Source organism: Chitinophagaceae bacterium (assembly GCA_016713085.1).
Lineage (GTDB): Bacteria > Bacteroidota > Bacteroidia > Chitinophagales > Chitinophagaceae > Lacibacter.
In genome coordinates, this window is sequence record JADJPV010000001.1 from 2,356,337 (window position 1) to 2,370,434 (window position 14,098).

12 protein-coding genes and 2 pseudogenes are annotated in these 14,098 nt (G+C 40.2%); 3 read left to right on the plus strand and 11 right to left on the minus strand.

The features are described 5' to 3' along the window. The first annotated feature begins 335 nt into the window (after positions 1 to 335). Positions 336 to 1,890: pseudogene (gene dnaB / locus IPK31_11325) on the plus strand (replicative DNA helicase). 60 nt (positions 1,891 to 1,950) lie between these two features. Beyond that, positions 1,951 to 2,685, plus strand: a complete 735-nt coding sequence (locus tag IPK31_11330) for a 16S rRNA (uracil(1498)-N(3))-methyltransferase (protein ID MBK8088485.1) — start codon at positions 1,951 to 1,953, stop codon at positions 2,683 to 2,685. Between the two features lie 65 nt (positions 2,686 to 2,750). Here the strand turns inward: IPK31_11330 and IPK31_11335 are convergent, their stop codons facing one another. The 10 genes and pseudogenes from IPK31_11335 to IPK31_11380 all read right to left on the minus strand — a co-directional run bounded on the left by IPK31_11335 (position 2,751) and on the right by IPK31_11380 (position 11,248). Next, positions 2,751 to 3,224 (minus strand): ribonuclease H-like YkuK family protein, encoded by a 474-nt coding sequence (locus IPK31_11335; protein MBK8088486.1) that lies wholly within the window; start codon positions 3,222 to 3,224, stop codon positions 2,751 to 2,753. 212 nt (positions 3,225 to 3,436) lie between these two features. After that, positions 3,437 to 3,772: a CoA-binding protein gene (locus IPK31_11340; GenBank protein ID MBK8088487.1), complete on the minus strand. Its 336-nt coding sequence runs from the start codon at positions 3,770 to 3,772 to the stop codon at positions 3,437 to 3,439. Positions 3,773 to 3,866: 94 nt separating this feature from the next. Then, positions 3,867 to 4,217: a hypothetical protein gene (locus IPK31_11345; GenBank protein ID MBK8088488.1), complete on the minus strand. Its 351-nt coding sequence runs from the start codon at positions 4,215 to 4,217 to the stop codon at positions 3,867 to 3,869. A 90-nt stretch (positions 4,218 to 4,307) separates the two neighbouring features. Then, a complete protein-coding gene (locus IPK31_11350) occupies positions 4,308 to 4,814 on the minus strand; it encodes a MarR family transcriptional regulator (GenBank protein MBK8088489.1) in 507 nt (168 codons plus the stop codon). Between the two features lie 55 nt (positions 4,815 to 4,869). Further along, positions 4,870 to 6,023 (minus strand): annotated as a pseudogene (locus IPK31_11355) (NAD(P)/FAD-dependent oxidoreductase). Beyond that, positions 6,016 to 6,717, minus strand: a complete 702-nt coding sequence (locus IPK31_11360) for a methyltransferase domain-containing protein (protein ID MBK8088490.1) — start codon at positions 6,715 to 6,717, stop codon at positions 6,016 to 6,018. Before IPK31_11360 ends, IPK31_11355 begins: the two are co-directional and overlap by 8 nt. After that, a complete protein-coding gene (locus IPK31_11365; protein ID MBK8088491.1) occupies positions 6,710 to 7,804 on the minus strand; it encodes a type III polyketide synthase in 1,095 nt (364 codons plus the stop codon). The genes IPK31_11360 and IPK31_11365 overlap by 8 nt, the downstream gene beginning before the upstream one ends. Beyond that, on the minus strand, positions 7,797 to 8,606 hold the full coding sequence (locus IPK31_11370; GenBank protein MBK8088492.1) for a UbiA prenyltransferase family protein: 810 nt from the start codon (positions 8,604 to 8,606) through the stop codon (positions 7,797 to 7,799). Before IPK31_11370 ends, IPK31_11365 begins: the two co-directional genes overlap by 8 nt. A 155-nt stretch (positions 8,607 to 8,761) precedes the next feature. After that, a complete protein-coding gene (locus IPK31_11375) occupies positions 8,762 to 9,529 on the minus strand; it encodes a phosphatase PAP2 family protein (protein ID MBK8088493.1) in 768 nt (255 codons plus the stop codon). Between the two features lie 78 nt (positions 9,530 to 9,607). Further along, positions 9,608 to 11,248, minus strand: coding sequence for a 2-oxo acid dehydrogenase subunit E2 (locus IPK31_11380; protein MBK8088494.1), 1,641 nt, complete (start codon positions 11,246 to 11,248; stop codon positions 9,608 to 9,610). A 250-nt stretch (positions 11,249 to 11,498) separates the two neighbouring features. Between IPK31_11380 and IPK31_11385 the strand changes: the two genes are divergently transcribed. After that, a complete protein-coding gene (locus IPK31_11385; protein MBK8088495.1) occupies positions 11,499 to 11,942 on the plus strand; it encodes an META domain-containing protein in 444 nt (147 codons plus the stop codon). A 3-nt stretch (positions 11,943 to 11,945) separates the two neighbouring features. Here the strand turns inward: IPK31_11385 and IPK31_11390 are convergent, their stop codons facing one another. Beyond that, positions 11,946 to 13,742, minus strand: coding sequence for a DNA polymerase III subunit gamma/tau (locus IPK31_11390; protein MBK8088496.1), 1,797 nt, complete (start codon positions 13,740 to 13,742; stop codon positions 11,946 to 11,948). Between the last annotated feature and the right edge of the window lie 356 nt (positions 13,743 to 14,098).

The following is a 14,098-nucleotide window of genomic DNA, read 5'->3' on the forward strand; positions in this document are numbered from 1 at the left end:
CTTCATATTGTAATCTGAAGCATCCGGCAAAAAAAAAGTAGTAAAATCTTTCTGCACAACGGGTGTGCAAATACTTTGGGTTTGGGCGAAAAAATAAATTAAATTGAGGATAACAGGCTTGGTTTATGTGAATGAAGCGGAAAAAAAAGTGGATAACCCTGAAATTACTGTTAATTGCAGTTGAAGAAATTAATGATTGGATTTGTTTTTGCTTGTATTGAATTCTCGATTACATTCGTCACCCTTGTTTCGGTAACAATTACATAACAGATGATTTAGGCAGTATGGTTGTTTCGGAAAGGGCCCGAAATCAAAAACCTGCATTACTTACAACAATGGATCTTACTAACCTCAATAAAGAACGGAAAGCGAAAAGAAAACCTTCACTGGATCTTTCAACAATGGTGTATGGCAAAGTGCCGCCACAGGCGAAAGAACTGGAAGAAGCAGTACTTGGTGCAGTAATGCTTGAAAAAAGTGCATTCGATACCGTTAGTGAAATTTTACGACCTGAATGTTTTTATGTAGATGCTCATCAGCGCATTTTCCGTGCCATGCAGGGACTAACCACCAAAAGTTCACCAATTGATTTGCTGACAGTGGTGGAAGAACTGAAGTTAAAAGAAGAACTGGAAATGGTAGGTGGTGCATACTTTGTTACCCGTTTAACCAATACAGTTGTTTCTACTGCCAACATTGAAGCACATGCCAGGATCATTCTGCAAAAATTTCTGCAGCGTGAATTGATCCGCATCAGCGGTGAAACCATTGGCGATGCTTACGAAGAAAGCACCGATGTATTTGATTTGCTCGATGATGCCGAAAGCAAGCTGTTTGAAATTACCAATAACTATCTCCGCAAAAATTTTGATTCGTTTGATAATGTGCTGATCAAAACGATTCAGCGTATTGAAGACATGCGGAATAAAGATGAAGATGTAACGGGTGTTCCTACCGGTTTCCCTACAATGGATAAAGTAACTTACGGTTGGCAGCCAACGGATCTTGTGATTCTTGCGGCACGTCCTTCAGTTGGTAAAACGGCATTTGCGTTGAACCTTGCCCGTAATGCAGCATTGCATCCAACAAAACCAACGGGAGTTGCCTTCTTTTCATTAGAGATGAGTGCAGGACAATTGGTACAACGTATTCTTTCGGCTGAAAGTGAAATTATGCTGGAAAAAATTTCCCGTGGTAAACTGGAAGATCATGAAGTACAGCAATTGTATAAAAAAGGAATTGAACGCCTGGCAAAAGCACCGATCTATATTGATGACAGTGCGGCATTGAACATTTTTTGAATTACGTGCCAAAGCCCGTCGCCTTGTAAACAAACACAATGTGGGGTTGATCCTGATCGATTACCTGCAGTTGATGAGTGGAGCAGGAGGAAATAAAAATACCAACCGTGAACAGGAGATCAGTAATATTTCAAGAAACCTGAAAGGACTTGCAAAAGAGTTGGGTATTCCAATCATTGCTCTGTCTCAGTTAAGTCGTGAAGTGGAAAAAAGAAAAGATGGAAACAAGATGCCGCAGTTGAGTGATCTCCGTGAATCGGGTGCCATTGAACAGGATGCGGATATGGTTATGTTCCTGTACCGTCCGGAATATTATGATATCACTTCGAATGAATTTGGTGAAAGCAACCGTGGTGAAACCCATGTACGTATTGCCAAGCACAGAAACGGTCAGCTGGAAACAATCAAACTTCGTGCATTGCTGCATATTCAAAAATTTGTGGAAGATGATTCATCTGATATGGGTGCTGGTGCATTGCCCGGCGGTGGAAACTGGAAACCGATTCCGCAGGATGATGGCCCGAAAGTATTTGTGCAGAAAGGAAGCAAGATGAATGATATGAATTTTGATGAAGAAACTCCTTTTTAAAAAATAATAATCAAATAGTTCATGGAGAACGAATCTTAGATTTGTTCTCCATTTGTTTTTATGGCCTATCCATTTTTTTATACCGGCGATTTAGATGCTTCATCAACTTTTGTAACATTGAATGAAGAAACATCAAAGCATGTGGTGCAGGTGCTGCGTATGCAAGAAGGTGAAGAATTAAATCTTACAAATGGGAAAGGAAATTTACTGACGGCTGAAATTACCAACGCTCATAAACGGAACTGCGCAGTAAGAGTGAAAGCAGCAAGCTATAAGCCGCAAACTGCAAAGAAAGTTTCCATTGCCATTTCCCTGGTAAAAAATGCCAGCCGCTTTGAATGGTTTTTAGAAAAGGCGACCGAGTTAGGTGTAAACGAAATTATTCCTTTGCTCTGTGAACGTACAGAACGCCAGCATTTCCGTTATGATCGTATGAATGGAATATTAGTAAGCGCAATGCTGCAAAGCCAGCAGACATGGTTGCCGTTGCTTCACGAGCCAACAAAACTTGATGATTATATCCGGCAGACAGCGGCATCAGAGGATACAGCTAAATTCATTGCACATTGTATTGATGAAGACCGTCAATCATTATCAAAGATCCTGAGCGGAGTCGAAGGACAAATCAAATCATCTTCAAATCGTAGTATTCTTATTGGTCCCGAAGGTGATTTCACTCCAAATGAAATTGAACTGGCATTACAGCATCAGTTCATTCCTGTTACACTTGGTGAAACAAGATTACGGACAGAAACAGCAGGAGTTGCGGCGGCAGTATTACTTTGTATTCAGTAAAATTATAGGGAGACAAATTTACTAACCGTGGATCGCACGGTTTAAAGCAGAACCGCAAACTGGAATCAGTTTACAATTTTGTTGGCACAGCTGCTGCTGGCAAAAGCTTCAGGTTTGGCTTTGAATGCAAAGCCCATTCCCAGGATATAACCCATTGCTTCACGCAGGGCTTCGTTGCTTTTGAAATGCGGATTGGTGTTAATGTCGGCATGTACTTCCATGTCAACATCATACTCTGTAAACAGATCGCACAGTTCATACGCAATTTCAATGCTCCGGGCAACTTCCACCAGCATACGTTCCTTAATAGAATAACGCTGTTTTGTTTTTTCATTGTGAATAAACATAAAGCCGCCACGGCCTTCACGTAAGAAAACAATTACTGTTGCAAATTCTGTTTCGCTTCCTTTTACCTGGCTGTCGGTACCAATGCAAACTTTTAAGCGAAACCCTTTTTCTGTTTCCCTGATAATGGCAGAGCGAACTTCATCTTTGATCGGAAGCCTGATTTGTTCGCCATTGAATCGTCTCCAGTTCATAAATTGAGGTTTTCCTAATTTACGAATATATTTCCGGTACTGGCAAGAATGTACAGTTAAGTGTTTATTAACAGCTGGGGATAAGCGAAAAAAACGATTTGATATTTGAGGTTTGATGGTTTGAAGTTCCCGGCCCCCCCGGGTCTTCAGCTGAATTTGCTCAAATAATGACGGGGCACCTGCTAGTTCATATGAGCTGGAAATCTCAAATTTCAAACCGGCTGAATAATTTTTTGAACATTGTTCTCAACAGCTAATTGACTCAGCTCTTCATTTTCAGCACCCGGATTAAAAATGATGCGTTTAGGTTTTAATGAAAGGATATAATCGTAGTAATCTTTTTGATGAACAGGATTGAGATAAAGTGTAACAGTATCCACTTCTTCAAGAGGGATTTTTTCTGTTTGAATATCAACATCAGAAACAATCCCCTTGTGACGGCCAATACCGACTACATCATGACCTTTTTTACGCAAACTGTTAATTGCAAGATAGCTGTACCGCTGCGGATTATCTGATGCACCAAGAACAAGGGTTTTCTTTTTCATACAGCAAAGTTAAGAGTAAATGATACCATCAAAAATGAACGAAATTTGATCATGGAAGCAACCTGTATTGATTCGAATTTGAGGGTATAATGAATCATTTCAAATGCACAAACTCTTTCAGTTTTACATATTGTAGTTCTCGCCAGCAGATATAGGTATAGAAGACTGCAAGAAAAGGGGAGGCATATAATAAAATATACAAACCAATACCGGAAGGAATCAGAGCCAGCAAAAACACCAGCCAGTGATAATACAAACGAAAACTTTTTTTGCCGGTATACCATCTTTTCACTGCATGCAGGATCATGCTGAACAACTGTACAGCACCAACAGTATAATAGGCGATAAACAGCATGCCACCTTCACGGCTTATGAAATAACTGATGGCGAAGGCTGCTATCAGCAGAACATTTACATAAAATTCTATCAGCTTAAATGTTTTCATATTTATAATAATAAATATTTCAGAAAATAATGAAAGTATATGTTTTTAAGAAAGCCGATTGATGTCGGCTTATTTGTAATCCAGTTCAAATTATTTAAACAGTTTCAGTGCAGTACTCAAAAACCAGCTCTCATCACTCTTCACCAAAACATCCAGCATACTGTCTGCATGTGCACCAAATTTTTTGATCCCATTAATTGTATCAATAAATGTTTTTACATCTTTATCTTTTTTATCGCCATCCACTTTACTTAACTGATCCATCAGTTTCATCATCGGGTCAAGCTCTCTTTTCTTTCTTTCCTTGATGATCTGTGTTGCTACTTTCCAGATATCTTTTTCTGCAGTGAAGTATTCTTTTCTTTCCCCCGAAATGATAACACGATCTACCAGGCCCCAATCAATTAAATCCCTCACATTCATGTTTACATTACCCCGACTGATATTGAGCTGCGCCATTACATCGTCCTGTGTTAAAGGGTCAGGACTGATCATGAGCAATGCATGTACCTGCGCCATTGTGCGGTTGATTCCCCAATGTGTACCCATAGCGCCCCATGTGCTGATGAACTGCTGTTTGGCTTCAGATAATTTCATGCCCCTAAGTTAACTCATTGTTTCGAAGTTTCAATAATTACTGAAAATTATTTTTTCAGAATGAACTACCATGTGTTCGTTTTATCAATGGCCTTGTAAGAAAAGGAAATGTTTTGAATGCCTTTATAAACAAATTTGTAACGATGCTTTTTCCAAAGAAACGCTGAATGATGCGGCCAATTTTTATACGTCCGGCAAATTGCTGTTTCCATTGCCGTAAATAGTTGTCTTCCATTTCTGAACGACTGATTTTGTTTTGCAGAAATGCATGGATGTTTTCAAATGCAAGTTTACTACCATGCAGGGCCATGCTCATACCATTGCCGCATAACGGAGTAATCATTCCGCCTGCATCACCAACCATGAGCAGATGATTTTCAACCAATGCTTTTTTATCAAAACTGATTTGTGAAATAGTGAGAGGCACATCATATAAAAATTCAGCTTCTGTAAATATTTTTTTTGAGATGCAGGGTTTTGAAACAGAATTTCTCTTTCCATCTGCTGAATGCTGTTGTTGCTTTTCTTCAGGTTATCGGCAGTGGTTAAATAACAGAGACAATATTTTCCTTGTTCAATTTGTGAAATACCGCAATAGCCGTTTTCAAAATTGTGCAGTGAAATTAAGTTAGCGGGATAGTTTGTTTTGATATGATATTTTACGCCGATATAATTATTGAGCTTATTGGGCTTTTGCTGAACAAAATCCCGGTTCCATTTTACATCCAGGTTACTTCGTTTGCCAAATGAACCGGTAACAACAGAACCTCCCAAACTCCCAGCGGAGGAGGTAATCCACCGTTATTTTAAATGCATTTTATTAAAAACTACATCAGTTATTTTTGTTTCTTCTATCACTTCAACACCTGCCTGCTTTGCAAGTTCAGCCAACGCATGATCTAATGAATAGCGACTGATGCCGAATCCACCTAATGGAAGTTGTTGCTGAAACAATGTTCCATCAGGCGCTGATATATTCAGTTGTTTAATGATGGGCAATTGCATCTGCTCAAGCGGAACACCAAGCCGTTTCAAAAAATCCCAGCTTTCAAGACTGATGTATTCACCGCAAACTTTATGGTATGGATATTTTTCTTTTTCAAACAGAATGGTTTTATAACCTGCTTTTGCTGATTGAATAGACAAAGCAAGCCCTGCCAATCCGCCTCCAATAATGGCAACATGATATGTTTGATTTTCATTACTCATTATGAAAGATCAGCAGCCATCTGAAAGCCCATTTCCAGTTTAATTGAACTGAATGTACAGCAGCTTTTTGCAGAATGTTTTGTAATTCTTCTTTTGAAAAACCTCTCAATACGCTTAAGGGTGCATCATTCTTTACAAGATAGGATTTTGAAAAAATGCGGCTCAATATCTTTATGGAGTGGTAAGCTAAAAAATGACGGTGCAGATCATTCACAAAAGAGCCAAGTTTTGCCTGTTCTTTCATCCAGACGAATTGCTGCTGCAATTCTTCATCAGTAAAATGATGGCAGAATAAAGAGGAAAATAAGATATCCGGTTTCTCTGTAAAGTGTACTGATCTGTAATCAGATGTTATGAATTTAATCCCAGTATTTTCTTTTCTCGATTTGGCGTAAGCAATACAATTTGGATTGATGTCAATACCAATCAGCTTTACTGCAATATTTTTCCTTGAACACCATTTCCGGATTGCACTTAAATTATCACCACCACCGCATCCAATTTCGCAGATCGTAATTTGTTGTGCAGTTGTTTTCCTGAGAAAGAGTTGAAGCCCAGTGATTGTGATTTGATGGCCCCCGAGATAGGTATTAATAAAATCCAGTTCCTTCATATTCTGTTTGATGTCTTCAAACGGAATGTCATCCCTGTCGAGTAATTCTTTCTGGTATGATCGTTGGGAGAAATCAGGCATGTGCTGAGGCTGTAAAAGTTTCCATGGTTAATCCCGGTCCGAATGCTGCTCCAAAAATCATTTGATCTTTTTTGCGATCTGTTGATTCCATGATTTCTTTCAGCACAAATAAAATAGTGGCCGAAGACATGTTGCCATATTCTTTCAGTACTTTATAACTTGAATCCAGTTCGCCATTTGTAAGATGTAAGCTTTTATGAATCGAATCAACAATGCGTTTGCCGCCGGGATGAATGCACCAGTTGCTGACTTGTTTTTTATCTAATCCAGCATGCTGTAAAGCACGGCCCACCAATGGTTCAAAATCTTCTTCAATCAAATCGGGAATATATCCGCTCAGCGTCATTAAAAAACCGGTAGAAGAAAGTTCCCATGCCATATCTCGTTTTCCTTTGGCAACAATTTCACTGTAAAAACTTTTTAAATGCAGTCCCTCATGCTCATCTTCGTCGTGAACAATTAATGCGGCAGCACTTCCATCAGCAAACAACAGGGTAGAAGTGATACTATCAGGACTGGGATCTTTTTGAAAATGCAGTGTACATAGCTCAGTACAAACAATCATCACTTTTGCATTCAGTTCTGTTTTGCAAATGGCATCTGCCAGCTTCATTGCATGAATGGCTGCATAACAACCCATGAAATTGATGGAAGTACGGAAGATTGTTTTTGGCAGATCCAGCATGTCCGTTACCATTAAATCAAGTCCGGGTGCACTCATGCCGGTACAACTGACGGTAATGAGATGCGTGATTTCATGACTGTGAATTTTATGTTCAATGCAGTTACGGATAGCATCAACTGATAACTGCGGTGCATGCCTGTTATACCAGTTCATCCGGTGTTCAATGTTAGGAAACGGTTCCATGTTTTCACTGTGCGGATAAAACTTCCATTCATTTATCTGCTGACTGTAATCGGGAATGGCAGAATAACGGGTTTCAATACCACTCTGATGATACAGGAATTTCAGTTTCCTGCTTTCAACTGCATCCAGTGCATATACCTGCTGCATAAACTGCAGAATATCTTTCTGTGCATGTTTAAATGCCGGAACGGCTGTGCCAATAGAAATGATCTTACTCAAACTGATTCATTATTAATACGGTGATAAATGCAGCATTGGTGCAGATGCTTGCCAGAATATTCATACGCATGGTATTCAAAAAATCAGCCGCAGCTTCTGTTTTCCAAACCTTTGCTGCCCACCAAAAGAAATATACGAGAATGGGCAGGAAAAAGATGAGCAAAACAAAAAACTCTCTGATCATAAGCGATGAAAAAAATACATAACCAACTAACAGCATAGCAACAGAATATATGAATGCACAAAACAGGAATGTTTTTTTATAACCTAATTTATAGCTGATCGTTTTTACTCCATCGTCCAGATCCTGTTTATGCTGATAAATTTGTGTGAGCGGATAAAAACCACCAATCAATAAACTGGCGGCAATCATTGCTGCAAGAGGCATGGATGTTTTTAGCATTTCATGACTGCCATGATATACCATCCAGAAAACCAAAGCACCCTGGAATGTGATTACAGTAAGATAACCGGCCAAAGGATATTTCTTTAACCTGATACCACGGTAACTGTACATCCTTGAAGCAGTGATATAAATTAATGTTCCCAATGCAAACCAGGGACTGATGAAGAAACTTAAACCAATTACCAGTAGATCCATGAAAACCGTTACATAAAATAATTGTTTGGTTGGCTGTAAAGGTTTTTTTAATCCTCCAATAGGAGTATCATCTCTGTCCATATAACTGTTGTACCCGTTACTGGAAGGATAAACCAGTACATGCAGAATAACAAAGATGAGGATGGCTCTTGTCCAGTTGATGTTTACCAATTGCGTTAGTGCAAAGAAATATACGGGCATTAAAAAAAAGGAGAAATGAAACCGCAATAACTGGATGGTGCTTTTTAAAATCATATTGTTTCAGTATGATGGCAAACGATATTCAAGATCGGCTTTTTTTGCCAGAACCAAGCAGCGGATATACTGAACAGGAAATGGAAATGAGTTGAATTCTTTTATCTTAAATGCACGATACAAAGCAACCCGCCTTCTTTATCCCGGTAGTAGGGAACAATCATAGCTGTTCCGTTTTTGTTCCGGGTAAAATTCTGTTTCAGCTTCGGATACACCCAATAAACAAACTGTACAGAAAGAATCCCCACACCTGCACCGGCAATTACATCACTCATCCAGTGTTTGTTATTGTACATCCGTAAACAACCGGTTGCTGCTGCTACAGTATAACCGGCAACTCCATACCAGGGAGAAACATCTTTATATTCCATCCGTAAAAATTCTGCTGATACAAATGCCTGGCTGGTATGACCTGAAGGGAACGACAGTCTGTTTGAGCCATCTGGCCGAAATTTATGGGTTAGATGTTTAACAGGAGTAACAATCGCACCAGCAAGTGCATAACTCAATCCCAGTAATAATGTTCTGTCAACAAAATTATGTTTGCCTTTTACACCCGCCATGTTCAATGCATAAACGGCAACAATGGGAACAAATCCTGTATAGTCATCAATCCCTGTTGTTTTGTGCGGATTCTTATCCCATATTGTTTGTTTGATATTTTGATCGAGTTGTATCAGCGGTTTGCTTTCTAATGCAATAAAACCATAAGTGATCATGGCAGCAGGAATGATATAAGTAACAGGTTTGATTGCCCTGCTGTTCTTTTTTACTGATTGAATGGTTGTACTGTCAGCAACAGCTAATGTGTCCTGTGCCGAAGCAGCAACAGAGCCAAACAGTAAAGCAAGAACCAATCGTAATCTCATTCTTCTAATTTGTATTCATTTAAAAAATAATCCCGTTACAAAGCTGTAACGGGATCTATGAAAAAGAATTGTATGCAATTAAACGAGCATGGTTACAGGGTTCTCAATAAACTTCTTCAGTGTTTGTAAGAAGCTTGCACCAACTGCACCATCCACACTGCGGTGATCGCAACTCAGGGTTACTTTCATAACATTGGTTGTTCCAAAGTTTCCATCAGCTTTTTTAATAACGATCTCTTTGATTTTACCAACAGCAAGAATACAGCTGTCAGGAGGGTTGATGATGGCAGTGAAATCTTCAATGTCCATCATACCTAAATTCGAAATCGTAAATGTATTACCGCTGAATTCCTGTGGCTGCAGTTTTCCTGTTCTTGCTTTATCATACAAACCATTTGCTTCCTGTGCAATCTGGCTCAATGATTTTTGATCAGCAAATTTGAATACAGGAACAATTAATCCCTGCTCAACTGCAACGGCACTGCCAATATGAATATGATTGTATGTGCGGATAAATTCACCCATCCATGAACTGTTTACAGCAGGATGTTTACGCAAAGCCATTGCACATGCTTTGATCATGATATCCTGGAAGCTGATCTTCACAGGGCTCACAGCATTTAACTGTGTACGTGCAGCCATGGCATTATCCATGTTCAGCTCCATGGTTAAATAGAAATGCGGAGCAGTGAACAGACTTTCACCCAAACGGCGGGCAATGGTTTTACGCATGCTTCCGTTTGGTGTATCAACAAAACCTTCACCGGCACCCGGCGTAAAAGCAGTGAGCGGCGGAGTCGAACTGCTTTTTGCAGGAGTACTGAGCGAAGTTGAAGTACTTGCAGCAGCAGGAGAGTAATTATCAATATCTTTTTTAATGATTCTTCCGCCATCGCCACTGCCATGTACTGCCTTCAGATCAATGCCTTTATCGGCAGCAATTTTTTTGGCTAAGGGAGATGCTTTTAATCTTCCGTTAGTAGAAGATGAAGAAGCAGTAGCTTCTGGCGTTTCAGTTGCTGCGGGAGCACTTGCTGTTGCGGCAGCAACTGTTTGTGGTTTTGCAGCTCCTGTATTTTTCAATGCACCTAATAATCCATTGATATCTGTACCTGCTTTACCTATAATAGCAATCACTTCATTTATTTTAGCAGCAGAGCCTGCTTCAACGCCTGTAAATAACAAAGTGCCGTCAGCATAAGGAACCACTTCCATGGTAGCTTTATCGGTTTCAACATCAGCCAGACTTTCATCTGCTTTTACTGAATCACCAACCTTTTTATTCCAGACAACAATTTTCCCTTCGGTCATTGTATCACTCAACAATGGCATGCGGATAACTGTAACACCAAGGCTTTTGGCCAGTGCGTCAGCATCAGCACCTGCGGGAGCAGCGGCTGTTTCGGTTGCAGCAGGGGCAGGAGTACTTGCGGCCGGAGCTGATGCAGCAGGGCCATCGAGCAAACCTTTATAATCTTCGCCATCCTTACCAACAATGGCAATGATTTCATTGATCTGCGCTGCTTTTCCTTCAGGCACACCAATATATAATAAGGTACCATCGGCATAACCAACCACTTCCATCGTGGCTTTGTCGGTTTCTACATCAGCAAGCACATCGTCGCTTTTTACTTTGTCGCCCACCTGTTTGTTCCATTTCACAATTTTTCCTTCGGTCATGGTATCACTCAACAGCGGCATACGTATTACTTCGGCCATATAATCAGTTTTTTTAAGTCGTAATAAGGGCGTGAAATTAAGGCAAAAAGAGGAAAAACAAGCCGATAGTCAATAGTCAATAGACGATAGTTAAAAGTCAGCCTCAAAAATGACCGGCTAAAGACTATATACTACCGGCTGCCGACTTCAGTTTCGTGTGCTGATACCCTGCAAAATCTGCCTTTCCCTTTTCTTAAACCGGCTGCAACGAAACCCTCAGCTTCCGTGTCAATAGTATTAAATTTGGTCTGTGAAACTGTTTGTTCCTGCATTGTTCCTTTTGCTGCTGATCAGTTCCTGTAAAAAGCAGGACCCAGATACTGTATTGACCGGTACATGGAAGTTGACCGAAGTTATTGACAGGTCAACCTCTAGCAGCCAGTTTCCTCCAACATCAGCCAGCAGCTATCTTTCCATTACATTCCAGAGCGACGGAACTTATTTCGGCAATACGTTGGTGAATACATTCAGCGACGGAACTTATCAAATCATCGACAGCAGCAAAGTGAACTTCGGCAGTTTTTCCATGACCAAAATAAATGAAGATAATTTTGGGAGAGGTTTATTAACGGTGCTGATGTCATGTGGTCTGCAATCAGTTCACCCATGCGTACCATCACAATATACCATTACCGGGAGGAGATTATACATCAAGTCGGCGATGCGTTATGATCTTGTTCTTGAGAAAATGTAAAAATTAATAATCAAGCTCCATCCCCAGCCGGTCTTTTAATTCCTTTACCAGCGGATATTTTTCCGACATCTTCATGAACTGTTCTTTTGTTGAAAGCGGACGGTCAACCGGGTTATTTTCTTCCGGTGCTTCAATCAAATCTACATGAATATTGATGGAAGGATTATGAAAGAAATGCTGAATATGTTCCAGCAGCGGAGTTTTTTCCTGTTTCAAAAAGCCGAGCTGAATATTTCCGTAACAGATTACTTCAAATATTTCTTCGCTTTTCATTTTACATTCCATCATTTCCATGGTGGAAACAACTGAATGTTTCTGAGCCGTTTTTAATTTCAGAATATATTCCTGCCAGGCAATGCTTAACTGTTCAGCTTCTATTGGTTTTGATTGAGTGCTGACAAGATTGTTATCGTCTGAAATTTTCTGACGGATTCTTGAAAGACCACCTTTTACTCCACTGCCGGTTACAGCGTTTGCAGTTTGTGGTTTTGCAGTTGTTGCAGCTTGCTTGTCCGCAGGAGTTTTAACGAAGGAGGATGGCTGATAGCTTTGCTTCGGCTCTTCAATGATCAATTTAGCAGCACCTGTTTGCTGCGTTTTATTTTCCACGTTCAGCACTTCACCAACACTCATCGGCTTCAATGCCCTGAACTGAACCGCCTTTGCTTTATCAGTTACTTTTTTTTTATCAGATGTAAGGTCGATGGCCTGTTGCAGGTAAGTGAGTTTTATCAGCGCCAGTTCAACATGTAAACGTTTATTGCGTGCCTGTTTGTAATTGATCTCTGATTCATTCAGCAGGTTCAATGCACTGATGATCCATGAAGCAGATGTCTTTTTTGCAGCAGAAATGTATTTGTCTTTGAAGCTTTCAACAACCTCTAACAGGTTGGCTACTTTTTCATCTTTACAAACCAGCAGGTTCCTGAAAAATTCACTCATTGCATTCAGCACCATATCACCTTCAAAACCTTTTCGGTTGATATCATCAAACAGCAGCATCGCATCAGCCAGTTGCTGTTGCTGCATCGCATCGAGCAATTTGAAAAAATAATCAGCATCTAAAATATTCAGATGCTCCAATGTATTCTGGTAAGTCAATTCGCCATTGGTAAAGCTTACGATCTTATCCATGATGCTCAGCGCATCACGCATACAGCCTTCGCTCTTTTGTGCAATTACCTGTAAAGCTGCTTTCTCTGCTTTGATCTCTTCCTTATCTACAATTTCCTGCAGGTGATCAACCGTATCGTTACTGGTAATACGTTTGAAATCGAAGATCTGGCAACGGCTTAAAATGGTTGGCAGAATTTTATGTTTCTCGGTAGTGGCTAAAATAAAAATGGCATAAGAAGGTGGTTCTTCCAGTGTTTTCAGAAATGCATTGAAGGCACTGGAGCTGAGCATGTGTACCTCATCAATGATATACACTTTGTATTTGCCCATCTGCGGAGCAAAACGAACCTGCTCAATCAGCGAACGGATATCATCCACCGAGTTGTTACTGGCAGCATCGAGTTCATGAATATTGAGTGAGGTTCCTTCATTGAACGTACGGCAGCTTACACACACATCGCAGGCTTCACCATTAGGCTGTAAGTTTTCACAGTTGATGGTTTTGGCAAGGATACGGGCACAGGTGGTTTTGCCCACACCCCTCGGACCGCAGAACAAAAACGCATGGGCCAGCTGGTTGTGGCTGATGGCATTTTTGAGCGTGGTGGTGATATGACTCTGCCCCACAACCGTATCAAAAGTCTGGGGTCTGTACTTGCGTGCCGAAACAATGAATTTATCCATAACTACGGGTGCAATTTAGGAAAAGTAATGAGAGTATTTTTGGGTCCTCTGTGAATTGATTAAAATAATTAGTAATAGGTCTGAGAAATTCACTACAAAAAGCCCTATTCTCGATGGTCCCAATGTTCTACTGTAGTCCCCAAGCCTTTGAGCAAAGGAAAAACTCAGCAATAAAGTTATGACTGACCTCTTTCTCGGGTGTATTACTTAAGTATAATAAGGGGTTCTTTCTAATTACGGCAAAACACGTCTTCGATGAGTCGAAAACTCATGATCTTTTTATACCGTTAAATGATTCTCTTTTATTGATTGGCGGAAAATGGAAATACTTCGTGCCAAATCGTAATTATGATAAC

Bases quoted from the DNA above. Each gene is read 5' to 3' on its own strand.
- IPK31_11390 (MBK8088496.1), bottom strand. From the start codon at position 13,742: ATGGATAAATTCATTGTTTCGGCACGCAAGTACAGACCCCAGACTTTT.
- IPK31_11375 (MBK8088493.1), bottom strand. From the start codon at position 9,529: ATGAGATTACGATTGGTTCTTGCTTTACTGTTTGGCTCTGTTGCTGCT.
- IPK31_11380 (MBK8088494.1), bottom strand. From the start codon at position 11,248: ATGGCCGAAGTAATACGTATGCCGCTGTTGAGTGATACCATGACCGAA.
- IPK31_11335 (MBK8088486.1), bottom strand. From the start codon at position 3,224: ATGAACTGGAGACGATTCAATGGCGAACAAATCAGGCTTCCGATCAAA.
- IPK31_11350 (MBK8088489.1), bottom strand. From the start codon at position 4,814: ATGAAATTATCTGAAGCCAAACAGCAGTTCATCAGCACATGGGGCGCT.
- IPK31_11345 (MBK8088488.1), bottom strand. From the start codon at position 4,217: ATGAAAACATTTAAGCTGATAGAATTTTATGTAAATGTTCTGCTGATA.
- IPK31_11360 (MBK8088490.1), bottom strand. From the start codon at position 6,717: ATGCCTGATTTCTCCCAACGATCATACCAGAAAGAATTACTCGACAGG.
- IPK31_11340 (MBK8088487.1), bottom strand. From the start codon at position 3,772: ATGAAAAAGAAAACCCTTGTTCTTGGTGCATCAGATAATCCGCAGCGG.
- IPK31_11370 (MBK8088492.1), bottom strand. From the start codon at position 8,606: ATGCCCGTATATTTCTTTGCACTAACGCAATTGGTAAACATCAACTGG.
- IPK31_11330 (MBK8088485.1), top strand. From the start codon at position 1,951: ATGGCCTATCCATTTTTTTATACCGGCGATTTAGATGCTTCATCAACT.